At 62.6% G+C, this 21,954-nt stretch carries 28 protein-coding genes; 16 read left to right on the top strand and 12 right to left on the bottom strand.

Annotated features, from left to right (window positions below; translation table 11 throughout):
- Positions 1 to 227: 227 nt before the first annotated feature.
- From V1279_RS02935 to V1279_RS02945, 3 genes are all read left to right on the top strand, one after another.
- Positions 228 to 1,160: a cupin-like domain-containing protein gene (locus tag V1279_RS02935; RefSeq protein ID WP_334432282.1), complete on the top strand. Its 933-nt coding sequence runs from the start codon at positions 228 to 230 to the stop codon at positions 1,158 to 1,160.
- 12 nt (positions 1,161 to 1,172) lie between these two features.
- Positions 1,173 to 2,360, top strand: coding sequence for a GNAT family N-acetyltransferase (locus V1279_RS02940; protein ID WP_334432284.1), 1,188 nt, complete (start codon positions 1,173 to 1,175; stop codon positions 2,358 to 2,360).
- Between the two features lie 178 nt (positions 2,361 to 2,538).
- On the top strand, positions 2,539 to 2,730 hold the full coding sequence (locus V1279_RS02945) for a hypothetical protein (RefSeq protein ID WP_334432286.1): 192 nt from the start codon (positions 2,539 to 2,541) through the stop codon (positions 2,728 to 2,730).
- A 71-nt stretch (positions 2,731 to 2,801) separates the two neighbouring features.
- On the opposite strand, the gene V1279_RS02950 is transcribed toward V1279_RS02945, so the two are convergent.
- From V1279_RS02950 to V1279_RS02965, 4 genes are all read right to left on the bottom strand, one after another.
- On the bottom strand, positions 2,802 to 3,749 hold the full coding sequence (locus V1279_RS02950; protein ID WP_334432289.1) for a DUF5996 family protein: 948 nt from the start codon (positions 3,747 to 3,749) through the stop codon (positions 2,802 to 2,804).
- Between the two features lie 92 nt (positions 3,750 to 3,841).
- Positions 3,842 to 3,976 carry a hypothetical protein gene (locus V1279_RS02955; RefSeq protein WP_334432292.1) on the bottom strand — a complete coding sequence of 45 codons (135 nt, stop codon included), beginning with the start codon at positions 3,974 to 3,976 and terminating at the stop codon, positions 3,842 to 3,844.
- 67 nt (positions 3,977 to 4,043) lie between these two features.
- Positions 4,044 to 4,643, bottom strand: a complete 600-nt coding sequence (gene wrbA, locus V1279_RS02960; protein ID WP_334432294.1) for an NAD(P)H:quinone oxidoreductase — start codon at positions 4,641 to 4,643, stop codon at positions 4,044 to 4,046.
- Between the two features lie 156 nt (positions 4,644 to 4,799).
- Entirely contained in the window at positions 4,800 to 5,498 is a 699-nt protein-coding gene (locus V1279_RS02965; RefSeq protein WP_334432296.1) for a pirin family protein, read from the bottom strand.
- A gap of 115 nt (positions 5,499 to 5,613) precedes the next feature.
- On the opposite strand from V1279_RS02965, the gene V1279_RS02970 reads away from it, so the two are divergent.
- Positions 5,614 to 6,525: a LysR family transcriptional regulator gene (locus tag V1279_RS02970; RefSeq protein WP_334432299.1), complete on the top strand. Its 912-nt coding sequence runs from the start codon at positions 5,614 to 5,616 to the stop codon at positions 6,523 to 6,525.
- Between the two features lie 135 nt (positions 6,526 to 6,660).
- Here the strand turns inward: V1279_RS02970 and V1279_RS02975 are convergent, their stop codons facing one another.
- Positions 6,661 to 7,170: a hypothetical protein gene (locus tag V1279_RS02975; protein ID WP_334432301.1), complete on the bottom strand. Its 510-nt coding sequence runs from the start codon at positions 7,168 to 7,170 to the stop codon at positions 6,661 to 6,663.
- A gap of 275 nt (positions 7,171 to 7,445) precedes the next feature.
- On the opposite strand from V1279_RS02975, the gene V1279_RS02980 reads away from it, so the two are divergent.
- Together V1279_RS02980 and V1279_RS02985 are read left to right on the top strand one after the other, a co-directional pair.
- On the top strand, positions 7,446 to 8,435 hold the full coding sequence (locus V1279_RS02980; protein WP_334432303.1) for a tripartite tricarboxylate transporter substrate binding protein: 990 nt from the start codon (positions 7,446 to 7,448) through the stop codon (positions 8,433 to 8,435).
- Between the two features lie 123 nt (positions 8,436 to 8,558).
- Positions 8,559 to 8,921 (top strand): hypothetical protein, encoded by a 363-nt coding sequence (locus V1279_RS02985; protein ID WP_334432306.1) that lies wholly within the window; start codon positions 8,559 to 8,561, stop codon positions 8,919 to 8,921.
- On the opposite strand, the gene V1279_RS02990 is transcribed toward V1279_RS02985, so the two are convergent.
- From V1279_RS02990 to V1279_RS03005, 4 genes are read right to left on the bottom strand one after another with little or no spacing between them, the layout of a single operon-like run.
- Positions 8,903 to 9,403 (bottom strand): YbaK/EbsC family protein, encoded by a 501-nt coding sequence (locus V1279_RS02990; protein WP_334432310.1) that lies wholly within the window; start codon positions 9,401 to 9,403, stop codon positions 8,903 to 8,905. The genes V1279_RS02985 and V1279_RS02990 overlap by 19 nt on opposite strands.
- Before the next feature lie 5 nt (positions 9,404 to 9,408).
- A complete protein-coding gene (locus V1279_RS02995) occupies positions 9,409 to 10,155 on the bottom strand; it encodes a haloacid dehalogenase type II (RefSeq protein WP_334432312.1) in 747 nt (248 codons plus the stop codon).
- 5 nt (positions 10,156 to 10,160) lie between these two features.
- The gene (locus tag V1279_RS03000; RefSeq protein WP_334432315.1) at positions 10,161 to 10,985 is read right to left on the bottom strand and encodes a dienelactone hydrolase family protein; all 825 of its coding nucleotides are present in this window, start codon (positions 10,983 to 10,985) and stop codon (positions 10,161 to 10,163) included.
- A 38-nt stretch (positions 10,986 to 11,023) separates the two neighbouring features.
- Positions 11,024 to 11,908: an amidohydrolase family protein gene (locus tag V1279_RS03005; RefSeq protein WP_334432317.1), complete on the bottom strand. Its 885-nt coding sequence runs from the start codon at positions 11,906 to 11,908 to the stop codon at positions 11,024 to 11,026.
- Positions 11,909 to 12,014: 106 nt separating this feature from the next.
- Between V1279_RS03005 and V1279_RS03010 the strand changes: the two genes are divergently transcribed.
- From V1279_RS03010 to V1279_RS03030, 5 genes are all read left to right on the top strand, one after another.
- Positions 12,015 to 12,491 (top strand): MaoC family dehydratase, encoded by a 477-nt coding sequence (locus V1279_RS03010; protein WP_334446179.1) that lies wholly within the window; start codon positions 12,015 to 12,017, stop codon positions 12,489 to 12,491.
- A gap of 13 nt (positions 12,492 to 12,504) precedes the next feature.
- Entirely contained in the window at positions 12,505 to 12,954 is a 450-nt protein-coding gene (locus V1279_RS03015) for a MaoC family dehydratase (RefSeq protein ID WP_334432319.1), read from the top strand.
- A gap of 258 nt (positions 12,955 to 13,212) precedes the next feature.
- Positions 13,213 to 13,338: a type B 50S ribosomal protein L36 gene (gene ykgO / locus V1279_RS03020; protein ID WP_002718645.1), complete on the top strand. Its 126-nt coding sequence runs from the start codon at positions 13,213 to 13,215 to the stop codon at positions 13,336 to 13,338.
- Positions 13,339 to 13,502: 164 nt separating this feature from the next.
- On the top strand, positions 13,503 to 14,102 hold the full coding sequence (locus V1279_RS03025; protein ID WP_442894871.1) for a tetratricopeptide repeat protein: 600 nt from the start codon (positions 13,503 to 13,505) through the stop codon (positions 14,100 to 14,102).
- 99 nt (positions 14,103 to 14,201) lie between these two features.
- The gene (locus V1279_RS03030) at positions 14,202 to 14,477 is read left to right on the top strand and encodes a hypothetical protein (RefSeq protein ID WP_334432324.1); all 276 of its coding nucleotides are present in this window, start codon (positions 14,202 to 14,204) and stop codon (positions 14,475 to 14,477) included.
- A 51-nt stretch (positions 14,478 to 14,528) separates the two neighbouring features.
- Here the strand turns inward: V1279_RS03030 and V1279_RS03035 are convergent, their stop codons facing one another.
- The gene (locus V1279_RS03035; RefSeq protein WP_334432327.1) at positions 14,529 to 14,708 is read right to left on the bottom strand and encodes a hypothetical protein; all 180 of its coding nucleotides are present in this window, start codon (positions 14,706 to 14,708) and stop codon (positions 14,529 to 14,531) included.
- Between the two features lie 263 nt (positions 14,709 to 14,971).
- On the opposite strand from V1279_RS03035, the gene V1279_RS03040 reads away from it, so the two are divergent.
- The gene (locus V1279_RS03040; RefSeq protein WP_334432330.1) at positions 14,972 to 15,937 is read left to right on the top strand and encodes an alpha/beta fold hydrolase; all 966 of its coding nucleotides are present in this window, start codon (positions 14,972 to 14,974) and stop codon (positions 15,935 to 15,937) included.
- A 187-nt stretch (positions 15,938 to 16,124) separates the two neighbouring features.
- Positions 16,125 to 16,418, top strand: a complete 294-nt coding sequence (locus tag V1279_RS03045; protein WP_334432332.1) for an antibiotic biosynthesis monooxygenase — start codon at positions 16,125 to 16,127, stop codon at positions 16,416 to 16,418.
- 63 nt (positions 16,419 to 16,481) lie between these two features.
- Here V1279_RS03045 and cycA read toward each other — a convergent pair whose 3' ends face one another.
- Positions 16,482 to 16,874, bottom strand: coding sequence for a cytochrome c-550 CycA (gene cycA / locus V1279_RS03050; protein WP_334432334.1), 393 nt, complete (start codon positions 16,872 to 16,874; stop codon positions 16,482 to 16,484).
- Between the two features lie 231 nt (positions 16,875 to 17,105).
- Here cycA and V1279_RS03055 point away from each other — a divergent pair, with 231 nt between their 5' ends.
- A complete protein-coding gene (locus tag V1279_RS03055) occupies positions 17,106 to 18,599 on the top strand; it encodes an FAD-linked oxidase C-terminal domain-containing protein (protein WP_334432337.1) in 1,494 nt (497 codons plus the stop codon).
- 69 nt (positions 18,600 to 18,668) lie between these two features.
- On the opposite strand, the gene V1279_RS03060 is transcribed toward V1279_RS03055, so the two are convergent.
- A complete protein-coding gene (locus V1279_RS03060; RefSeq protein ID WP_334432340.1) occupies positions 18,669 to 19,007 on the bottom strand; it encodes a putative quinol monooxygenase in 339 nt (112 codons plus the stop codon).
- A 251-nt stretch (positions 19,008 to 19,258) separates the two neighbouring features.
- Between V1279_RS03060 and V1279_RS03065 the strand changes: the two genes are divergently transcribed.
- A complete protein-coding gene (locus tag V1279_RS03065; protein ID WP_334446181.1) occupies positions 19,259 to 20,497 on the top strand; it encodes an FAD-binding protein in 1,239 nt (412 codons plus the stop codon).
- Positions 20,494 to 21,816: a glycolate oxidase subunit GlcF gene (gene glcF, locus V1279_RS03070; RefSeq protein WP_334432342.1), complete on the top strand. Its 1,323-nt coding sequence runs from the start codon at positions 20,494 to 20,496 to the stop codon at positions 21,814 to 21,816. Before V1279_RS03065 ends, glcF begins: the two co-directional genes overlap by 4 nt.
- The last annotated feature ends 138 nt before the right edge of the window (positions 21,817 to 21,954 follow it).

Raw genomic sequence — 21,954 nt, forward strand, 5'->3', positions numbered from 1 at the left:
CGTTAAGAAAACGCGCCGAAATAGATACCGGCGTTAGCCATACATCCCAGACATTAGCTTCCGGTAAGCGGCGGCGTCCGCCCGGCACCGTTCTTGCCAATCCGACCGTGAAGAGCGTCCGGCCGTCTCATAACGGGACATCGGGCGGTCACGGCAATGGCGGAAGGCCGCGATTTCGGGACAGCCGGAATGCCGGCGGGCCAGGCAACGGAAGCAGGAGCGCGGCGATGACGGGCAAGATCTTCGGCACATGGGATGAGACGCATTCCGAGCTTTGGAGCCATCAGCCGATCCGGCTCGAACACGAGATGCACAAATCGCCGGCGTTCTCGATCGACGATCTCACCCAGTTGATCGAGAGCTATCCGCGCGAGCACTACAGCCTGGTGAAGACGGGCGCCAAGGGATCCAGCCGCGTGTGGCGCGAGGGCGATATCGGTAACCTCTCCGGCCGGCAGGTCATCGAAGCGATTTCCCGCGGTGGCCTCTGGCTCAACATGCGCGATGTCGGCTCGGTCGATAGCCGCTACCGCAAGCTGATAGACCGGATGTTCGACGAGATCGCGGCCAAGGTTCCAGGGTTCGTGGTGCCGAATCACCAGGCCGGCATTCTGATCTCCTCGCCGGACGCGCAGGTCTATTATCATGCCGATTTGCCGGGGCAGGGCTTGATCCAGATCGCCGGCCGCAAGCGGGTCTATGTCTATCCAAACACCGCGCCGTTCATCAAGCCGCAACACCTTGAGGACATTGCGCTGTTCGACGTCGAGGTCGATCTACCTTACGCGCCCTGGTACGACGCGCATGCGCAGGTGTTCGATCTCGAACCCGGCCAGATGCTGAACTGGCCGCTGAACGCGCCGCATCGCGTCGAGAATCTCGGCACCGTCAACATCTCCATGACGGTATCCTACGGCAACGACGAGATCCGCCGCGCCCAGATCGTCCACCTAGCCAACGGCCTGCTGCGTCACCGCTTCGGCTACACACCGAAGACCCGCAATCTGCGCGGGCCGTCTTTCTTCGCCAAGAAGGTGCTGCAAAAACTCGTGCGCGACAGCAAGTGGGTCAAGCGCGAGCGCAACGCGCGCCGCGCGATCGATTTCCGCCTCGACGCCACTGAGCCCGGCAGGATCGTCGATCTGCCGAAGGCGGCATAAGTCGCAACGCCGATGACGGTGCTGACGACCAGTGCGGGGCAATTGGCGGCGAGGTCCACAAGCCGCGCGGCCGGATTCCGCGTCGAGCTGCTGCGCGACTGGAAACAGGTCCTCGCGCGCTGGCACGACATCAGCCCGTTTACGCCATTCCAGCACCCGCAATGGTATGACGCATGGTACGCCGCCTTCGCCGGCGCCGAGGGTATTGAGCCGCTGATCGCAGTTGTCACTGACACCTCGACCGGCGAACCGGCGGTGCTGCTGCCGCTGATCCGCCGCGAGCAAGACAATATTGCAATTGTCGAATTCGCCGATCTCGATCTGACCGACTACAACGCGCCGATCCTGGGCAGCGCCGCGCCGTGCGATGCCAGGGCGGCGCGCATGCTGTGGCGCAGCCTGTTGTCGGCGCTGCGCCGGATGCCCGAGAAAGCCGATCTCATCCGCCTTCGCAAGGTGCCTGTCGATCTCGACGGCAGGCCAAACCCGCTGGCTTTGCTCGGCGCCGGCGGTCCGTGCGCGCTCAACGGCAATCTCGTCACGTCAGGCGAGGATTACGACGCCTGGCGCCACACGCTGGGGAGGACCGTACGCAAGGAGCTGGAGCGGAACTGGCGTGTGTTCACGCGCGATCCGGCCGCGTCCTTTGCGATCATCACCGATACCAGTGAGGCGTTGCGGATACTCTCGATCACCGAGGTCCAGCAGGGCGAACGGATGCAGAGCCTCGGGCTGAACTACATTCTCAATGACGAGACCTGCGCGGCGTTCTACCGCAATCTGGTTCGCGACGGCGTCGGCAACGGCTATGCGCTGGTCTCAGTGCTCACGGTCGGCGACGAGGTCGTGGCGACACTGCTCGGCATCAGGACGGGCTCACGCTACGTAATGATCCGCATCAGCAATGCCGGCGAGAAATGGTCGAACTGTTCGCCGGGCCGGCTGATCATCGAGCGTACCATGGCCGCCCTGCACAGGGATGGCGTTCGCGAGTTCGACTTCTCTGTCGGCAACTACGCTTACAAGCGCCGCTTCGGCGTGACGCGGCTGCCGCTGATCGACATCAGCGCCGCCTTGAGCTGGCGCGGATGGCCCTACGCACTTCGCGATCGTGTGGTACGCGCATTGCGCAACTACCCGCGGCTCGATGCCTGGCTGAGGCACGCGCTCGGTAAGCCGCTATCACGCGAAGAGAATTGACACATTGTTGCCGCACGGGAACGGCGTGCAAATATGCAACACATGCCAGGATTGTGCGGCTGTTCTTCCTGTGTTCACGAGAGTTGATGATCGCCTTTGCGGCAGCGGCGTATGCTCTGCGTCGGGTCAGGGACCACCGGTGAATGCTTTCTTGAAAGCTTTCTTGGGGAGAGCCGACATGCCAGCCTTTATCCATCAGCACGATATCGAACCAGCCTTCGTTCTCTGTCCGAGCTGCGTCGGACTGCCGATGTTTGTGCGCGACGTCGAGCCGCATTGGAGCATGGCGAAGATCGACTTCACCTATGAATGCGCCGACTGCGGCACCGAAGTTCGCCAGACCATCGTGAAACCGCAACTGCGGCATTAGCCGGTGAATTCACCGATTTCTTTGCTGCGATAGTGCGTTACGCCTGCGCCTAACCACCCTACACAGCAGCATCAAACCTGCCGCACCACACCCGGCTTGCCCGGATCGCATTCGAGTTCCCCGCGATTCCACTTCGCTGCAGTCGCCGCAGCCTCGTAGGTGCTCTGCAGGAAATCGAGCAGCGCCTCGTCGGGACCGGCAGCCGTTCGCACAGCGTCGTAGGGCAGAATGAATTCGCCGAGCGTTTCGCTGAAGAACGCAGCGTCCGGCCGCACCTTCGCCGCGCGGAAGCCTGATGGCTCGGGATAGGCATAGGAATAGAACGCGGGATAATCGATCGCGCCGCTGCCTGGCCAGAAGCCGGCGCTGCTGACCTCGTGTGAATAGGCTTCGTGTGCGACCGCGTCGGGCAAATTCGGTACGCCGCCGGGATGGCGCGGCGCGCGACGGCCCGAGAAGCGCGTCACCGCCAGATCGAAACTGCCCCAAAAGAAATGCACCGGGCTCGCCTTGCCGAGGAAGCCGGTTCGGAATTGCTTGAAGACGCGGTCGCAGTTGACGAGGATTTGCAGGAAGCGCCCGACGGCATCGGGATCGTAGGAGGCATGCGCGGTATCTTCTGGGAAGCGCACCGGATCGGGCAGTTCGTTCGGCATCTCGTCGATGGCAACGGCAATGCCGAGTTCGGCAAGCGCTGCCATGGTGGCGGCGTAGAAGCTGGCGACCGAATGTCCTGCTAGCGTAAATTGCTCCAGCGAGCCGTCGCTGGTCGAGATGCGCAGCGTGTGGTCAATGAAATCGAAGTCGATCTGGAACGTTCGCGCGCCGTCGGGGACCGGCGACGTCGTCAATCCGCGCGGCGTGACATAGAGCGTCACGTGCCAGGAATGATTGAGCCAGGGCGATTTTGTCAGCCGGATCTTGCCGACGATCTGGGTCCAGAGGTGCAGCGTCGCACAGGTGTCACGCCACGCCGCAGTCGGCAATTCCGGCCACGGGCCTTGCGAATTGTTACTCATACCAGAACCCTGCGCGTACCTGCTGTGAAGGCAGAAGGCGTATCACGAATTCACGAGGCTCACGAATTCACGAGGCCTTTAAAAACCGCGGCTCACGATTTCGTGCACTCCCGGCAGCGCCGCTGGCCGCGCGAGGCACGGTAGAGGTTTCTGCACCACCAGCGCCGCGCCATGGCTTGCAGCGGCCGGCGCGCCAGTTGAGCGATAAAGAGAATTTCGACCATCATTCTTCCGTCGTCCCGTGAGGGACGAGATAGGACGGCATTCCCGAATGAGAATGCCGCCCATATCGTATCAGCCATGCAGTTTGTTCGCGGTCTCCGCGATCACGCGCCCTTGGTAGCGCGCGCCGGCGAGTTCGTTCTCGCTTGGCTGGCGGCTGCCGTCGCCGCCGGTGATCGTGGTCGCGCCATAAGGCGCGCCGCCGGTGACTTCGTCGAGCTTCATCTGGCCGGCGAAGCCGTAGTTCAGGCCGACGATCGTCATGCCGAAGTGCAGCAGGTTGGTGATGATCGAGAACAGCGTGGTTTCCTGTCCGCCGTGCTGGGTAGCCGTTGAAGTAAATGCACCGCCGACCTTGCCGTGCAGCGCGCCCTTGGTCCAGAGGCCGCCGGACTGATCGAGGAAGTTCGCCATCTGCGAGGCCATCCGGCCGAAGCGCGTGCCGGTGCCGATGACGATCGCGTCGTAATTGGCGAGATCCTCGATGTTGGCGATCGGCGCGGCCTGGTCGAGCTTGTAATACGAAGCCTTGGCGACCGCTTCGGGCACCAACTCCGGCACGCGCTTGATGTCGACGGTAGCGCCGGCCTTGCGCGCGCCTTCTGCGACGGCATTCGCCATCGCCTCGATGTGACCGTAGGCGGAATAATAGAGCACGAGAACTTTGGCCATGATGGCTTTCCTTTTGGGTTTGCAGATGTGTCCGTTGTTGATTTCTGAGGTGTCATTGCCGGGCTTGACCCCGGCAATCCATCGCGCTTCGAAAGACTCCTCGCGAAGAGGATGGATGCCCGGGGCAAGCCCGGGCATGACGATCAGCGAGTGGCGCTACGCCGCATCGACCAGCACCAGTTCGGAATCTTCCAGCGCGGTAATCGTCAGCTTCGCCTCGTCGCGGATCGCAGCACCATCGCGGGCGTTGACGCGAACGCCGTTGACTTCGAGGCTGCCGGCCGCCGGCACGAGATAAAGATGACGCGCCTTCTGCGGTTCGTATTCCGCGCTTTCGCCGGCCTTCAGCGTGGTAGCGAGCACCCGCGCATCGGCGCGGATCGGCAGCGCATCCTTGTCGCCGGCGATGCCGCTGGCGATGGTGATGAGCTTGCCGGAGCGATCCGACTTCGGAAACGGTTTCGCGCCCCAGGTCGGCTGGCCGCCCTTCGTGGTCGGCTCGATCCAGATCTGGAAGATCTTGGTCTTCGAAGATTCCAGATTGTATTCGGAATGACGAATGCCGCTTCCGGCGCTCATCACCTGCACGTCGCCGGCTTCCGTTCGGCCCTCGTTGCCAAGCGAGTCCTGGTGCGTGATGGCGCCTTCGCGCACATAGGTGATGATTTCCATGTTGGCGTGGGGATGGGCGGGAAAGCCGGTGTTCGGCGCGATCTCGTCATCGTTCCACACCCGCAACGCGCCGTGGCCCATATTATCGGGATCGTAATGGCTGCCGAACGAGAAGTGATGTTTTGCCTTCAGCCAGCCGTGATCGGCGCTGGCGAGTCTTGCAAAAGGTCTGAGTTCGATCATTGGATTTCTCCGTTGCTTGCATTCCGATGGCCATTGGATATGCCGCCCGGCGTGGTATAGAAATAGAAACTATTGAAACGCATTGTTTCCAGAATTGACCTTGAAGGCGATCCGCATGTCAAAGCTCCCGGATTTCGAGGCGCTGGCGATTTTCGCAAAAGTCGTGGAAATGCGGTCGTTTGCAGCAACCGCGACCGAACTGGCGCTGTCCAAGGCGACGGTGTCCAAGGCGGTCAGCCGGCTGGAGCAGCGGCTCGGCGCGCGGCTGTTCAACCGCACCTCGCGGCGGCTCGCATTGACCGATGCCGGGCAGAAGCTCGCCGGGCGTGCGGCGCGCCTGCTGGCTGATGGTGAAGACGTCGAGAACGAGGCGTTATCGCAATCGATGGCGCCGCGCGGGCTGGTGCGGCTCGCGGTACCCATGACATTCGGCGTGAAAGCCGTCGCGCCGATCTTGCCGGAATTTCTTAGCACCTATCCGGAAGTCTCGATCGACCTGCACCTGAGCGACGCAACGGTGGACCTGATCGGCGAAGGGTTCGATGCCGGCCTGCGCATCGCGCGGCTGCCAGACTCTTCGCTGATCGCGCGGCGACTGTGCGCGATGGCGCGCTACACGGTAGCGGCGCCGTCATACCTGAAACGCCACGGCAGGCCGACGCATCCCATGCATCTTGCGGAGCATAAATGCTTCGACTACGCCTATCTCTCCACACCCGGCGTCTGGCACTACACCAACGGCTCTGGCGAGCAGGCCAGCGTGCGGCCCGCGGGCCAGCTCCGCGTCAATAATGGCGAGGCGTTGTTGCCGAGCGTCATCGCCGGGCTCGGCATCGCCGACCTGCCGGACTTCATCGTGGGCGACGCCGTTGCATCGGGCGAAGTCGAGGTGATCCTGAAAGGCTGGCACCAGCCGGAAGGCGCGGTGCATCTGGTCACCCCGCCCGGCGGCCCGCGGCCCGCGCGCGTGGAAGTGCTGGCGGAGTTTTTGGCGAAGCATTTTGCGAAGGCGAAGAAGCGGAAGTAGTCTCGTAGGGTGGGCAAAGCGCAGCGTGTCCACCGCTGATATGCACGGCCGGAAATTAGCTGAACGCGCACAATGAACACCGAGGCCCTAGAGATGGAGGCCACGCTGCGCTTCGCCCACCCCTACGGTTTGAGGCTAACGCCCATAAGAAATGCTGTGATCGCAGTCATAACGGGCCGTCGGATCCTGACTTCGCAACGCCTCGATCCGCTTCCACGTGTCCTGCCATGGGCCTTCGTCCGTTAGCGGAGTGCGAGCTCCGTCGCCAGCAGCCTTGAAAATCCGCCAGATAGGAAGCCGAGTAGCTGCGGATGAGTCGAAAAAGGCTTCGAGAAAAGTTGGAAACCAGCCAGAATCCATACCCATGCTTTGATGCTGTGGATCGTCCGCGTAGTGAAGCAGCCCCCACGGGCAACGCGGTCCAAAGCCGTATTCGCAATAGCCGATCGCCGTGTCCGAATGCCCAGCATCGTTGAGAACGATCCAGCAAGGATACTGTTGGCCTGGTGAGCCATAGTCCCAATCGCGAAGCACAACCTTCGGGGATACCAGCAATCCCCGAATGTGCGCGACAACGCGAGCGTCGGTTACAGTTGCCAGTTCGCGCCTGACGATGTCGTTCAATGTTTGGGCGTTGATCGGCAACTCGAATCCCCCGACTTTGCATGAGAGATTTGGGGCGCGGGTTCATTGTAGATCGGATGACGAGGCAGCGAAACCGGATTGAGCCCTTCCGGAATGGGAGATTGAGGTGGTGGCCGCTATCGCTCCCGCAGATGCGCACGGCCGGAAAGTTCGTTGAACGCACGCAATGAGCGCCAAGGCCGAGGGATGGTGGGCACGCTTCGCTTTGCCCACCCTACGAAATGAGGTTAGGCTGTCTTCAACAACGAAAACAAACGCCGAGGAGGCACCCACCAATGAACCGCCGCGAACTTCTCAAGGCCGCCGCCGCGCTGCCGCTGGCGCAAGCCGCGCTCTCCAACGCCGCCTCCGCGCAAGCCCCATATCCCTCGCGCAACATCACCATGATCGTCCCATTCCCGCCCGGCGGCCAAGCCGATCTCGCCGCACGCCCGATCGCGCAGGCGCTGGAGCGGATCCTCGGCAAGCCCGTGATCGTCGACAACCGCGCCGGCGGCGGTGGCGGATCGGTCGGCAATGCGGCAGCAGCGCGCGCCGAGCCCGATGGCCACACGCTATTGATGACGCTGTCCTCGCTGGCCGTATTGCCCGAAGCCGACCGGCTGTTCGATCGCCCGGTGGCGTATGAGGTCGCGCAGTTCGCGCCGATCGCGCGCGTGCTGGCCGATCCCACGCTATTGGCGGTGCCGGCGTCTGCGCCGTGGAAGACGCTGCAGGATTTCGTCGATGACGCCAAAAAACGTCCCGGGCAAATTCCGTATGGCTCGTCCGGTCCCTACGGCACGCTGCATGTGGCGATGGAAATGTTTGCGGCGAGCGCCGGCATCAAATTGCTGCATGTGCCGTTCCGCGGCGCCGGCCCCGCACTAGCCGCGCTCTTGAGCGGCACCGTACAGGCGATGGCATCCGCCCCGGGCACGCTGAAGCAGCAGGTCGATGACGGCAAGATGCGCGTGCTCGCCAATTGGGGCGCCGAGCGCGTCAAGAGTTTCCCCGACCTGCCGACCTTCCGCGAACTCGGCTACAAGGATGTCGAGTTCTACATCTGGGCGGGATTGTTCGCGCAAGTAGCCTTGCCGGCACCGATCATGACGCGGCTGCGTGAGGCGATGGCGCAAGCGGTGAAGGCGCCGGAGGTGGTGAAGACCTTCGAGACCGCCGGCAGCCCGGTCGCCTATCTCGACGCGCCGGAATTTGCAAAATTCGTCGCGGAAGACAGCGCGCGGCTGGTCGCGGCGGTGAAGAAGATCGGCAAGGTGGAGTAGGGAACCCGCTTCACAATTTTTTGTTCGCACTAACGTCGCGTGGCCGCATTCATTCCGCAGGCTGAACGCCGCCGCCGCGCGGAGTTCCGCGTCAACTCGAAATCGAACGAAAGGACTTTATCCATGCGAACGCAGCGGATTGTCCTCGGCCTCGCCATCGCGATCGGCGGAATAGGCGTGATCGCTCCCGCGTCGTCGCAGGAATACCGCGGAACCTGGGAACAGCAGATGGCCTGCACGCCGGATGTCTGGCGGCTCTGCGGCGACCAGATCCCGGATGTCAACCGGATCGTGGCCTGCTTGCGGCAGAACACGCCGCAGCTCTCCAGCAATTGCCGCGCGGTATTCGAATCGCAGGCCAATGCACAGCAGCCAACACAGCGTGTGCCACAGCAGATGGTGCCTCGTTCGCGCGCGCCGCAACAAGTGCAGCCGCAGGCCGTGCGGCCCCAGCCGCGACCGTTCTATTATGAGGAAGACGAATAGGCCGGCTCTTCCGGCGCGGGCCTGAGTTCGCAGACGTCGACCCATTCGGCTGCCGTCAGCTCCGCCATGCGTGCCGGCGTAATCTTCACCGCGCTATGGGTCGAGCCCGCGGCCGGCACCACGATATCGAACGCCTTCAGCGAGACGTCGCAATAGACCGGCAGCGGCTTCTTCAATCCGAACGGACAGACGCCGCCGACTTCGTGCCCGGTGATCTCGGCGACTTCCTCGAGGCCGAGCATTTTCGGCTTTCCCCCGAACAGCGCCTTCACCTTCTTGTTGTCCATTCGCGAGGTGCCGGCGGCCACGATCAGCACCACGCGGTCTCCGACCCGCAGGGACAGCGTCTTGGCGATCCGCGCCGGCTCGACGCCATAGGCTTCGGCGGCTAGCGCGACGGTGGCGGAGCTCATGCTGGATTCGATCACGGAGATATCGGGCGCCTTTTCTGCGAAGAAGGCGCGGACGGACTCAAGGCTCATCTTGTTCAGGACCTTTGGGCAGACACCAGGGTGGGAAGTTCGGCGAGGCCGTGGATGCGATGATCGGGCATGACGCCGAGTTCATCCATCTGGGTACGCAACGCCCAAAACATCGTCAATGGCGGCAGCGTCTCGCTTTCGAGGCAGGCCAATGCCATCGCTTCCGGCGTCACCCGCTCGATCCAGGCGACGTTGAGCCCGCACGCCTTGGCGCCGCAGGCGTCCCAGGGATTGGCCGAGATGAACAGCACCTCGCCGGGCGGCACATGCAGCACCTCCTCGATCAGCATGTAGGCTTCGGGGCTGGGCTTGAAAATCTTCCTGGCGTCGACGCTGATGACCGCATCGAGCACGCGGTCGAGCCCGCTGTTGCGCACCAGCGTGTCGAGCATATCGGGGCTGCCGTTGGACAGGATGGCGAGCTTGCGGTCCTTCATCGCCGAAAGCGTCGCAAGGGCATCCGGATAGAGATCGAGATGCAGGTATTTGTCGATGATGCGCGTGAACGTGTCGTCGTCATATTCGAGCCCGAGGCTATCAAGCGTGTAGGCCAGCGAGTCGCGCGTCACTTCGGAGAAATCCCGGTAGTGCCGCATCAGCGAGCGCAGCCAGGTGTATTCGAGCTGCTTGATGCGCCAGACCTGCGTGATGATCCCGCCATAGCCGGGAAACGCATCCTCGGTGACGTCAGCCACCGACTGGATGTCGTAAAGCGTGCCATAGGCGTCGAACACAACGGCTTTGATGGTCACTGTAACTACTCTTTGGCGCCGATCGTTGAATCGAGAAATTCGCGCAGCGCCTCGGACGATTGATCTGTCGCCGACTGGTTGAATTCGAGGTGGTGACCCTTCAACAGGAGCGGCGTCGTGAGCTGCGGAGCATCGAATGCGTGATAGGCGCCGGGAAGGACCATCAGCTTGATCGGCACGCCCTTGTCCTTCTGCCGCGATATCCCCCAGTCGTCTCGGCGCTCCACCATATTCCGGCATTCCTTGGCCAAGGCCCAATCGTCGAGCTCGCCGATCAGGATCAGCGCCGGCGCGGTCATCTCGCCCTTCAAGTTAAGGCAAGACGGATAAAACGCAACGGCTGCGCGGAACTTGGTCGGCGATGCCTGTTCCAGATAGCCATGTTCGACCGACATCAGGGCCACCCGGCCGCCATTCGCAAAACCAATCACTGCAACACGATTGGGATCGACGAATTGATCGCTCACCAGAAAGTTCAGCGCACGGTAGGCGTCCGTGGCCGAATCCTTCGGAGCCCTGCCGTCGCACGTTTTGAGACCGCGCGGACCCAAGCTATCTACCGTGAGCACCACATAGCCCCAGGACGCGATCCGCTTTCCCCAGCGTTCATCGATCCGTTTCCAGTTTCCATGGCAGCTATGCAGCAACACCACCGCGGGCGCGGGTCCCGTATTGTTGGCTCGCCTCAGGTAACCCTGGAGCGGATGCGTACTGGCAAGCGGGCTCTCGATTTCGACCACGATCGCGGAAGATTCACCTGCAAAGCAATCAGCCACGCTTCCGGTCAGGAGCGCCGCGAGGAAGGTGATGGTCTTAGCGAATTTCGTCACGGGCCATCTCAACGCTTCGCCGATGAGGGAGCCTTTCGTTATATACCCAAAATCTTCCGCGCGTTGGCCTTCAAAACCTTCGGCCTGATTTCCTCGCGGATGTCGAGCTTGGCGAAATCCGCCAGCCAGCGGTCCGGCGTAATCACCGGCCAATCCGAGCCGAACAGCATCTTGTCCTGCAGGATCGAGTTGATGTAGCGCACCAGGATCGGCGGAAAATATTTCGGCGACCAGCCGGAGAGGTCGATATAGACGTTCGGCTTGTGGGTCGCGACCGACAACGCCTCTTCCTGCCAGGGGAAGGAAGGGTGCGCGAGGATGATTTTCAGGTCGGGGAAATCCGCCGCCACATCGTCCATGTACATCGGGTTGGAATATTTCAGCCGCATCCCCATGCCGCCGGGCATGCCCGAGCCGACGCCGGTCTGGCCGGTGTGAAACAGCGCGATCGCGCCGCCGTCGTTGATCGCCTCGTACAGCGGATAGGCCATGCGGTCGTTGGCGTAAAAACCCTGCATGGTCGGATGGAATTTGAAGCCGCGGACGCCGTATTCCTCCATCAGCTTCTTCGCCTCGCGCACGCCAAGCTTGCCCTTGTGCGGATCGATCGAGACGAAGGGGATCAGAACGTCGAGATTGTCGGACGCGACTTCCAGCATCTCGTAATTGTTGTAGCGGCGGAAACCGGTTTCGCGCTCGGCGTCGACCGGAAAGATCACGGCCGCGATGTTCTTGGAACGGTAATAGGCCGCGGTTTCCGGCACAGTCGGCGGATGTTTGTGCGGCGATTTGAAATAGTCGGCCATGCGCTCCTGGAAATCGTCGTAGCCGTCGTCGCCATGCATGCCGCAGGGTTCTTCCGCATGAGTATGGATGTCGATCGCGACGACTTTTTCGATATCGGGCAGTTTGAGCTTGGGCATTTGAGCTTCCCCGGCGGCTTGATTTTTGGGTCTGGAAAATTGATTATACTATATAACAAATTCCGCAAGACGGCAGAAATATATGAGCGGAATCAGGGAGGATGGTATGGCGCAGGCGGAGGTCTTCGAGACCGATTTCTGGAAAGACGCTAACTTGCGGAAAACATGGGACGACATCGTCCCGGGCGAGCCGCGCAAAACCATTCCCTACACGCTGACCAAAGAGGCGATCGAGCTGTACTGCAAATCGGTCGGCGAGGATCATCCTATCTATTTCGACGAGGCCTATGCCAAGACCACCCGCTATGGCGGGCTGATCGCGCCGCCCTCGATCCACATCCTCTTGATATTTTCCTGCACGCCAGCCGACGACTGGATGCGCTCGCCCGGCACCGTCAATGCCGGGCAGTCCTGGAGCTACAACATTCCGGCGCGCCCCAACGACGTCATCACCCTGCAGGCCCGCGCGCTCGACAAGTTCATCAAGCGCGAGCGGCTGTTCGTGGTGCACGACAACGTCTTTTTCAATCAGAAAGGCGACGTAATCTGTTCCGGCCGCGGCTGGACGATTCGGCCGATGTGAGAGGGAGCGATCAATGACTGCTACGTTCGACAATCTCTCCGCCGGCGACGTCATCGACGGCCCGAAATTCGCGGTTTCACGCGAATCCATCCGCCTGTTCTGCGATGCCTCGCTCGACTACAACCCGCTGCATCTCGACGACGACTACATGAAGGGCAATTTCGGCAAGACCAATTTTGGCGGCATCATCATGCACGGCATGAACAATTTCGGGCTGATCTCCCGAATGATCACCGATTGGGCCTGCCCCGCCGGTGCGGTCCACCGGCGGCTGGAGACGCGGTGGGTCAAGCCGGTCCGGCCCGGCGATACCATCCAGCCCACAGGAATCATCAAGGCCAAGCAATCGACTGAAAAATCCCGCTGGGTGTTGATCGACGTGGTGGTGAAGAACCAGGCGGGCGAAAAGGTCGCGACCGGCGAGGCCCTGGTCGAATTTCCGCGCGACCTGTTTTGCCAGTGATTCCGCAGAGTTCCACGGATGCGGAAGCTTGACTCCACCAGGCTGAATGCCAAGTGGTATAAGCCATCCGGCGTTAGGTCCGGAACAGGACAGATGGAGCCGAAAACGGCCCATTTGGATTGACATACGCTCCCGCGCTGCTTAGAAACCGCCCCATCCCGGGCGGTTACCGCTGGCGGGATTAACCCCATTTTGCCACTTTCGGGTAGCTCAGGTTCGGGCCTCCAGCACGGCCTTTCAAAGCATCAGGATTGTCCCATGAAGGTCCGTAACTCCTTGAAATCGCTGCGTGGGCGTCACCGCAACAACCGTCTGGTCCGCCGCAAGGGCCGAGTTTACGTGATCAACAAGGTGCAGCGCCGCTTCAAGGCCCGCCAAGGTTAAGCCGCCAAGGCTAAGCCTCGGACGCTGAGCCGGCTTTTTTCTTCGTTTCACAGGTCTTTGACGACGTGCCGCTTTGCGGCGCGATTTTGCGCGTCTAGACTTGCCCCATGGCTTTGAGATTCCCAAGCGCCCGTAACTGCCGGATCGTGGTCCTCGCCGCAATCATGACGGCCGTCCCGGTGGTCGCTGTTGCCCAGGACGACCCCAGGGTCATTCCCCCGCCGAAAGCCCAAAAGAAATTGCCGGAAGCGCCGAGCAAGCTTCCCAAGGTCGGCGCCGATCGCACCCGCGGGCTGGATTTCCTGTTCGGCGCCCTGAAGGCCGCTCCCGATGAAGCCAGCGCCAAACATGTCGAGGCGCGGATCTGGGCGCTGTGGATGCAGACCCCGAGCGACACAGCTGCGCTGTTGATGCTGCGCGCCAAGGCCGCGATGGAAGCGCAGAAGGCCGACGTTGCGTTGAAACTGCTCGATGCGGTCGTCAAGCTGCGTCCCGATTATGTCGAGGCATGGAACCGGCGCGCGACGCTGTACTACCTGAAGAACGACTACACCCGTTCGCTGGAGGACATCCGGCAGGTGCTGATCCGCGAGCCCCGGCATTTCGGCGCGCTGGCAGGCCTTGGCATGATCATGCAGGACATCGGCGACGAAAGGCGCGCGCTGGAAGCGTTCCGCAAGGCGCTGGCCGTCAATCCGCATCTCGAGAAGGTGCCTGAGCTGGTCAAGACTCTCACCGAAAAGGTCGAAGGCCGCGATATCTGATCTTTCGCGATTAACCTTGATGCCCCGCGAGCTGGTTCACGCAGGAACGTCGCGCCGCCAAAGCGCTATTATTGGCTGACGGCGTGACAGGAGTGAGCCATGAAATCATTGCTGCTGACCGGCGCGATGATTGTCGCGACCGGAACCTGCGCCTTCGCGCAAGGTGGTTTTTGGGTAGCCGGCAACCGCGCGACCAACAAATGCGAGATTGTCACGAGCAATCCCGTCATCAACGCCCAGGTCGGCGGAAATATCTGGTTTGGATCCGGGCCGTTCAAGTCGCTTGACGACGCCAAGCTGGCCCGTTCGACCATCCGCGGTTGCCCGGCGGTGGAAGAACCGCCCGCGCAGGATGACGAGAACAAATCCGATTAGAGCGCTTTTAAGCCGTTTCGTGTCGAGAACATGTGTCGACCCTAAAACGCCTTAGTGTACGGCGGTGCTACCGCGCGCCATGCCGTCGAGGCCAACCGCCGCGTAGAATTGCGCCAGCTCCGCCTCGAGCTGTTCGTTTACCCGCAGCAGGGCCTTGAGTGCGCCGCGGATGTCGCCATTGCAACTCGCTACGATCTGATCGATGGCGGCTTCGCTTGCGTCAGAAATCATGGGGCAGTCCTCCGATGATACGCTGGAACAATTTGTAGTGAGCGCCCTTGTTCCTGTGGATGTTGGGTACAACGCAGCGCCCGGCTACCCCCTAATCAGGCACGCGCACACATGGCGAAAGTGTCAGCGCCACTGTACAAATTTGTCGATGACATCAGTATGACCCCGCTATCCACAGAATCGGTCCCCTGTGGACAACCTCGGAAACCAGCGCCGGTTTGGGCCGTAGCTCGCAGGTGCAAAAAATCAGCCGGAAATTCTCGATGGCGATAGTGATCGTAGTGGCGGCGCTGGCGCTGCTGGCGCTGGTCACGCAAATCGGCGTCTTTCTCGCGCAGCGGGCTCATCCGGCCCAAGGCAGGATGGTCGAGGTGGCCGGCGGTGTCCTCCACATCCTCGAAATAGGGCCGCGCGATGCGGCCGGCCCGCCGATCGTGATGCTGCATGGCGCGAGTTCCAATCTCGAGGTGATGCGGCGGCCGGTCGGGGAACGGCTTGCCGGAAAGCACCGCGTGATCCTGATCGACCGGCCCGGACATGGCTGGAGCACCCGCCTCCGGCTGGAGGATTCGACGCCCGAAATCCAGGGCCGGATGATCGGGGAGGCTTTGGCAAAGCTCGGCGTCGGCCCGGCGATCTTCGTGGTGCATTCCTGGGCGGGCGCCCTCGGCCTGCGCATGGCGCTGGATGAGCCGCAAACTATGGCGGGCCTCGTAATGCTGGCGCCGGTCGCCTATCCCTGGCCGGGCGGCATCGGGCGATACAACAAGGTCATCGCGACGCCGATGATCGGCCCGCTGCTCGCCCACACAATCACGCTGCCGCTCGGCCATCTCCTGGCCGAACGCGGCGCGCGCGTCGTCTTCCTGCCGCAGACCATGCCGGACGACTTTGTCAGGAACACTGCGACGCCGCTGCTGCTGCGGCCGCGCGAATTTATCGCCAATGCGCGTGACTTCGTGACGTTAAAGGCGGCGGTGGCCGAGCAAGCGCCGCGCTACGCCGAGATCACGGCGCCGATGACGATCATCACTGGCGATGGATCCGACAAAACGGTCTCGACCCACATCCATTCGCGACCGCTCGCCGCCACTGCGCCGAACGCAAAGCTGATCGTGCTGCCCGGCGTCGGCCACATGATCCAGCAGGCGGCGCCCGATCTCGTGATCGCGGAAGTGGAGGCGATGAAGGGCGCGATGACGCTGAGGGCGGCAGCGGCGGCCCATTGATGGGAACCGGAGCCCGGGTTCTATCGACCCGCGTTTTTCGCGTGATCCGGGGCGACGGTGACGCCGCACGTCGCCTGACGGCTTCAGATGCGATACGATCGGGCCGTGCGGGACTCCGCTGCTCGTCCCGCCAGGGATGAACCTGAGATTAGCGATATCGGGCAGCCGACCTTCGAGGGAGAGCGCCATGTACGCCGCCATTCGTCAGGGCAAGGCCAAGGCTGGCAAGGCCGAAGAACTCACACGCAGGATCAAGGAAGGCGCGATTCCTGTCATCAGCGGGGTCGACGGTTTCATGGGCTATTACGTGGTCTATGCGCCCGACGACACCGTGATCGCGATCAGCCTGTTCAACAATTTTGCGGCTGCCGAGGAATCCAACAAGCGCGCGCTGGCGTGGATCGAACACGATCTGGCACCGTTGTTGACCGGACCGGCCACCGCGACGGCCGGGCCGGTGATCGTGCACACGCTGGCTTGAGGATGCGCGCACGACTTGGCGAGAAGCCGCGGCTCGGCAACGCGTGCAGAGCCGCTGATAACCTCACTTCGTCTTGCCGTCCTTGTCGAACGAGGAGACATAGGTCCAGAGATCGCCTGCCTCTTTCTCGTTCTTGATGCCGGCGAACACCATCTTGGTGCCGGGAATCTTAGCCTTCGGATCCTTGATGTATTCGAGGAACACGTCCTTGTTCCAGGTAATGCCGGAATTCTTGTTGGCGTCCGAATAGGAGTAGCCCTCGATGGTGCCGGACTTGCGGCCATCGAGCCCGTTCAGCACGGGGCCGACCTTGTTCTTGGCGCCTTCGCCGATCGCGTGGCAGGCCAGGCATTTGTTGAACGAGGTCTTGCCGGCCGCGGCGTCCTGCGCCAGCGCGCCGGATACCGCGGTCAAGGAGGTAACGAAAACCAGCGCGCTCAAAGTCGATGTTTTCATGTGGTGCTCTTCGTTTCTTCCCGGGTCAGAGAGGCGAATTTCTTGTGGCAGGCCCGCCTGGACGGGACAAGCCACGAAACTTTGACAGGTTTCACCATTGCAGACTTGTCCCAGAGAGAACTGATCGTTTGGACTGTGGCAATCCAACCTTTGGATGGCCTACCCAAACTTTGGTGGACGTGCTTGATTTGTCACCATAAATCGTTAATTCGCGGGGCCTGGAGGACGCGCATGGCCATCATGATGCCGGCTGCCGATCAGGCGGTTCTCAGCCGTCGCGGTGAAATCGTCACAGCCCTGCGCGCGATCGTGCCGGGTGAGGGCGTGATCGACAGCGCGGCCGAAATGCTGCCCTACGAGTCCGATGGGCTGATGGCGTACCGGCAGCCGCCGATGGTCGTGGTGCTGCCGGACACCACGGAACAGGTCTCGCAGGTGCTGAAATACTGCTTCGAGCAGGGCATCAAGGTGGTGCCGCGCGGCTCCGGCACATCGCTATCGGGCGGCGCGCTGCCGCTCGCCGATGGCGTGCTGCTGGGGCTCGGCAAGTTCAAGCGCATCCGCGAGATTGATTTCGACAACCGCGTGGTGGTGACCGAGCCCGGCGTCACCAATCTTGCCATCAGCCAGGCGGTGGCGCATGCCGGCTTCTATTATGCGCCCGACCCGTCGTCGCAGATCGCCTGCTCGATCGGCGGCAATGTCGCGGAAAATTCCGGCGGGGTGCATTGCCTGAAATACGGCATGACCACCAACAACGTGCTGGGCTGCGAGATCGTGCTGATGTCGGGCGAGATCTTGCGGATCGGCGGCAAGGCTGTGGAGAACTCAGGCTACGACCTGATGGGCATCATCACCGGCTCCGAAGGGCTGCTCGGCGTCATCACCGAAATCACGGTGCGGATCCTGCAGAAGCCGGAGACGGCCCGCGCCCTGATGGTCGGTTTCGCCGAGGTCGAGGCCGCCGGCGAATGCGTGGCGCGGATCATCGGCAATGGCATCATCCCCGGCGGCATGGAGATGATGGACAAGCCGGCGATCCACGCGGCGGAAGCCTTCGTCCATGCCGGCTATCCGCTCGACGTCGAGGCGCTTTTGATTATCGAACTCGATGGCCCGAGCGTGGAAGTCGACGAGCTGATCAAGCGGGTCGAGGCGATCGCGCAAGGCTGCGGCTCGACGACCTGCCAGATTTCCACGTCAGAGGCCGAGCGCAATCTGTTCTGGGCCGGCCGCAAGGCGGCATTCCCGGCGGTGGGCAGGATTTCGCCCGACTATCTCTGCATGGACGGCACCATTCCGCGCGGCGCGCTGCCGAAGGCGCTGGCCCGCATCCGCGACCTCTCGGCCAAATACGGTCTGCGCGTCGCCAACGTGTTCCACGCCGGCGACGGCAATCTGCATCCGCTGATCCTCTACGATGCCAACCAGCCCGGCGAGATCGAGCGGGCGGAAGCCTTCGGCGCCGATATCCTGCGCGCCTGCGTCGAATTCGGCGGCGTGCTCACCGGCGAACATGGCGTCGGCATCGAGAAGCGCGACCTGATGCCAGAGATGTTTTCCGAGATCGACCTGAACCAGCAGCAGCGGCTGAAATGCGCATTCGATGCCCAGGGGCTGCTCAACCCCGGCAAGGTTTTCCCGACGCTGCACCGCTGCGCCGAACTCGGCCGCATGCATGTCCATGCCGGCAAGCTGGCGTTTCCGGATATCCCCAGATTCTAGCTCCCGCGAGATGCGGAGGGCGACGACAAGCAATTGCCTCCCCCCGCAGCCGCTTGACCGGAGGCAGCTTCACATCAGCGCATATTGCGTACGCTCGCGCCGCGCCAGCAGCGGCACGGCTTGCCCTGCTATATGGGTCTTGAAGTGCGCGCTGTCCTGATGCGCCTTAAAGGCCGCCTCATCGCGGAACAGCTCGTAGAACAGAAACTGCGCCGGGTTCTCGGTCGCGCGGCTGATCAGGAACAGCTTTACTCCGGGTTCGCTTTGCGCCTCGGGAAGAAAGTCGCGCAGGATCTCGGCGACCCTGTCGGCCTGTCCCTCCCTGGCTTCCCATTGCGCCACAACCAGAAGCCCTCCGCCGCTGATCGCCTCGTTGATGATTTGGTGGTTCATTACCTGCTGGTTCATGTGGAACTCCTCTTCGCACCTGCTCCCGATTGCCGCGTTGCAAAGGAACGTGACGGGGACAATTCGACAGATAGCGAAATTTGCACGTCAATGATTCGATACTCGCCGAAGTAAGGATGTCGCGGGTGCCGGCGGACGTGATCGCCCGAAGCGGTCCCGAACGCCAGTCCGCCGAAACCAGCGTGGCCGCCGCTTCGCGCATGGCGCCGCGAAATTTGATTTCCGCCGCAAATTTCGCTACCGGCTCACTCGTGGATACGCTCAAGGTACGTGACGCCAAAGACGTCGAAGAGGTGGTGCGCGCGGCGATCGCCGACGATCAGCCGCTGGAGATCATTGGCCATGGCACCAAGCGCACGATCGGCCATCCGATGGCGACCAACGCGGTGCTCGATCTCTCGGCGCTCAACGCCGTCACCTCCTACGAGCCGAACGAGCTGATCATCACGGTGCAGGCCGGTGCGCCCCTTGCCGACGTGCAGTCGCTGATCGATTCCAAGAACCAGCAATTCGCCTTCGAGCCGATGGACACTTCCGCGCTGCTGGGCGTGTCCGGCAGCGGCACCATCGGCGGCATGATCGGCGCGGGGCTCGCCGGTCCCCGCCGCATCAAGGCCGGCGGCGCCCGCGATCATCTGCTCGGCGCGCATGCGGTGTCCGGCTTCGGCGACAGTTTTAAAACCGGGGGTAAGGTGGTGAAGAACGTCACCGGCTACGATCTCTGCAAGCTGTTGGCGGGGTCGTGGGGCACGCTGGCGGTCATGACGGAAGTGACGCTCAAGGTGATGCCGAAGCCGGAGAGCGAGCGCACGCTGGTGCTAAGCGGGCTGGACGATGCGACCGCAAACCGGGCGATGACCTCTGCACTTGGCTCACCCTACGACGTCTCGGGCGCGGCGCACCTGCCGAACTCGGCATTCCGGCCCGCGACGGGCGAGCTCGCGGGTTTTTCGACGCAGGGGCGGGCGGTCACGCTGCTGCGGCTCGAAGGCATTGCCGCATCGGTCGCCGATCGCGCCAATTCGCTGGGCAAGACGCTGGCCCCGTTCGGGTCTGTGGACATGCTGGAGGATGCGGCTTCGGCAACGGTTTGGGACGCCATCCGCGACGTCGAACCCTTTGCTGCCGGCGGCGCGCTCGGCGCCTGGCCGGTGTGGCGGATCGTTTGTCCACCGGCCGCAGGCGGCGCGCTCGGCCAGGCGCTGGCGCGCGACAGCGGGGGCGACGTGATCTATGATTGGGGCGGCGGCCTGATCTGGGCGGCATTGCCACCCAAGCCGGATGCGCTAGCCGCGCTGGTGCGTCAGCGCGTCGAGGCCGCCGGCGGCCACGCCTCGCTGATCCGGGCGTCCGAGCAGACCAGGCAAAATGTCGACGTCTTCCATCCGCAGGCTGACGGCCTCGCCGCGCTGAGCCAGCGCGTGCGCAACAGTTTCGATCCCAAGATCATCCTCAACCGCGGCCGGATGCTGCCGATGTCAGCGCCATGAAAACCGAGTTCTCGCTCACTCAGCTCGCCGATCCCGATATCGCGGAAGCCGACAAGATCCTGCGCGCCTGCGTGCATTGCGGGTTCTGCACCGCGACCTGTCCGACCTATGTCCTGCTCGGCGACGAGCTCGATAGCCCGCGCGGTCGCATCTACCTGATCAAGGAGATGCTGGAAAAGGACCGCCCGCCGACCGCGGAGGTAGTCAAGCATATCGACCGCTGCCTCTCCTGCCTTGCCTGCATGACCACCTGTCCGTCGGGGGTGCACTACATGCACCTGGTCGATCAGGCGCGGGTCCGGATCGAACGGGATTTTTCCAGGCCGCTGGCGGAGCGGGCGTTGCGCGCGGTGCTGGCGCTGGTGCTGCCGCGGCCAAAGCTGTTTCGCGCCAGTATGATCATGGCGCGGCTCGCCCGGCCGTTTGCGGCCCTGCTGCCGGCGTCAAATGCGGCCGCGACACCCGGCCTGTTGCGGCGGATCAAGGCGATGCTGGCGCTCGCGCCGAACGGCCTTCCCCCGCCGGGGCCCTCGGGCGGCAGCGTCTTTGCGGCCGCGGGCGAGCGGCACGGGCGGGTCGCGCTGCTGCAGGGCTGCGCCCAGCAGGTGCTGGCGCCGCGCATCAACCAGGCCGCCATCAATCTCCTGACGCGCCATGGCATCGAGGTCGTCCTGGTCAAGGACGAGCAATGCTGCGGCGCGCTCACCCACCACCTCGGGCAGGACGGCGACGCGCTGGCGCGGGCGCGCGCCAACATCACGGTGTGGAAAAAGGAGGCGGAGCAGGGCGGCCTCGACGCCATCCTGGTCACGGCATCGGGCTGCGGCACGGTCATCAAGGACTATGGTTTCATGCTGCGCGAGGACCTCGATTTCGCGGAAAGCGCGGCGCAGATTTCTGCGATGGCAAAGGATATCACCGAGTATCTCGCAGGCCTCGCGCTCACGCCATCGCGCCAGAAAGGCGACGTAACAGTGGCCTATCACTCGGCATGTTCGCTGCAGCATGGACAGAAAATCACAGGCCTTCCGAAAGAATTGCTTTCCAAGAATGGATTCGTGGTGAAAGATGTGCCCGAGAGCCATTTGTGTTGCGGTTCGGCGGGGACCTACAACATTCTCCAGCCCGACATTGCGAGCAGATTGCGCGATCGGAAGATCGCCAATATTGCGACAGTCAAACCGGACATGATCGCTGCAGGCAATATTGGATGCATGGTTCAAATTGCCGGTGGTACGTCAGTTCCTGTGGTGCACACGATTGAGCTTCTCGATTGGGCGACAGGAGGTCCAAAGCCTGGATCGATCGGCCAGGATTGAATTGATCGATCGGCCTACGGGCGTGATCCGGAAAGCCTGCCCTGCATGTGGATGGCGGGATCGGCATCCGGTTTCTTCGGGACCAAACGCGAAGCGTTTGCCCGGAGATCGCGCCCGGACAAGGGATGGAGCGGGAGG

It is taken from the genome of Bradyrhizobium sp. AZCC 1610 (genome assembly GCF_036924515.1).
Taxonomy (GTDB): Bacteria; Pseudomonadota; Alphaproteobacteria; order Rhizobiales; family Xanthobacteraceae; genus Bradyrhizobium.

Bases quoted from the DNA above. Each gene is read 5' to 3' on its own strand.
- V1279_RS03045 (WP_334432332.1), top strand. From the start codon at position 16,125: ATGTACGCCGCCATTCGTCAGGGCAAGGCCAAGGCTGGCAAGGCCGAA.
- glcF (WP_334432342.1), top strand. From the start codon at position 20,494: ATGAAAACCGAGTTCTCGCTCACTCAGCTCGCCGATCCCGATATCGCG.
- V1279_RS02985 (WP_334432306.1), top strand. From the start codon at position 8,559: ATGCGAACGCAGCGGATTGTCCTCGGCCTCGCCATCGCGATCGGCGGA.
- V1279_RS02940 (WP_334432284.1), top strand. From the start codon at position 1,173: ATGACGGTGCTGACGACCAGTGCGGGGCAATTGGCGGCGAGGTCCACA.
- V1279_RS02970 (WP_334432299.1), top strand. From the start codon at position 5,614: ATGTCAAAGCTCCCGGATTTCGAGGCGCTGGCGATTTTCGCAAAAGTC.
- cycA (WP_334432334.1), bottom strand. From the start codon at position 16,874: ATGAAAACATCGACTTTGAGCGCGCTGGTTTTCGTTACCTCCTTGACC.
- V1279_RS03030 (WP_334432324.1), top strand. From the start codon at position 14,202: ATGAAATCATTGCTGCTGACCGGCGCGATGATTGTCGCGACCGGAACC.
- ykgO (WP_002718645.1), top strand. From the start codon at position 13,213: ATGAAGGTCCGTAACTCCTTGAAATCGCTGCGTGGGCGTCACCGCAAC.
- V1279_RS02990 (WP_334432310.1), bottom strand. From the start codon at position 9,403: ATGAGCCTTGAGTCCGTCCGCGCCTTCTTCGCAGAAAAGGCGCCCGAT.
- V1279_RS03055 (WP_334432337.1), top strand. From the start codon at position 17,106: ATGGCCATCATGATGCCGGCTGCCGATCAGGCGGTTCTCAGCCGTCGC.
- V1279_RS03040 (WP_334432330.1), top strand. From the start codon at position 14,972: ATGGCGATAGTGATCGTAGTGGCGGCGCTGGCGCTGCTGGCGCTGGTC.
- V1279_RS02955 (WP_334432292.1), bottom strand. From the start codon at position 3,976: ATGATGGTCGAAATTCTCTTTATCGCTCAACTGGCGCGCCGGCCGCTG.
- V1279_RS03015 (WP_334432319.1), top strand. From the start codon at position 12,505: ATGACTGCTACGTTCGACAATCTCTCCGCCGGCGACGTCATCGACGGC.
- V1279_RS03035 (WP_334432327.1), bottom strand. From the start codon at position 14,708: ATGATTTCTGACGCAAGCGAAGCCGCCATCGATCAGATCGTAGCGAGT.
- V1279_RS02945 (WP_334432286.1), top strand. From the start codon at position 2,539: ATGCCAGCCTTTATCCATCAGCACGATATCGAACCAGCCTTCGTTCTC.
- V1279_RS02950 (WP_334432289.1), bottom strand. From the start codon at position 3,749: ATGAGTAACAATTCGCAAGGCCCGTGGCCGGAATTGCCGACTGCGGCG.
- V1279_RS02935 (WP_334432282.1), top strand. From the start codon at position 228: ATGACGGGCAAGATCTTCGGCACATGGGATGAGACGCATTCCGAGCTT.
- V1279_RS02980 (WP_334432303.1), top strand. From the start codon at position 7,446: ATGAACCGCCGCGAACTTCTCAAGGCCGCCGCCGCGCTGCCGCTGGCG.
- V1279_RS03010 (WP_334446179.1), top strand. From the start codon at position 12,015: ATGGCGCAGGCGGAGGTCTTCGAGACCGATTTCTGGAAAGACGCTAAC.
- wrbA (WP_334432294.1), bottom strand. From the start codon at position 4,643: ATGGCCAAAGTTCTCGTGCTCTATTATTCCGCCTACGGTCACATCGAG.
- V1279_RS03025 (WP_442894871.1), top strand. From the start codon at position 13,503: ATGACGGCCGTCCCGGTGGTCGCTGTTGCCCAGGACGACCCCAGGGTC.
- V1279_RS03005 (WP_334432317.1), bottom strand. From the start codon at position 11,908: ATGCCCAAGCTCAAACTGCCCGATATCGAAAAAGTCGTCGCGATCGAC.
- V1279_RS02965 (WP_334432296.1), bottom strand. From the start codon at position 5,498: ATGATCGAACTCAGACCTTTTGCAAGACTCGCCAGCGCCGATCACGGC.
- V1279_RS03060 (WP_334432340.1), bottom strand. From the start codon at position 19,007: ATGAACCAGCAGGTAATGAACCACCAAATCATCAACGAGGCGATCAGC.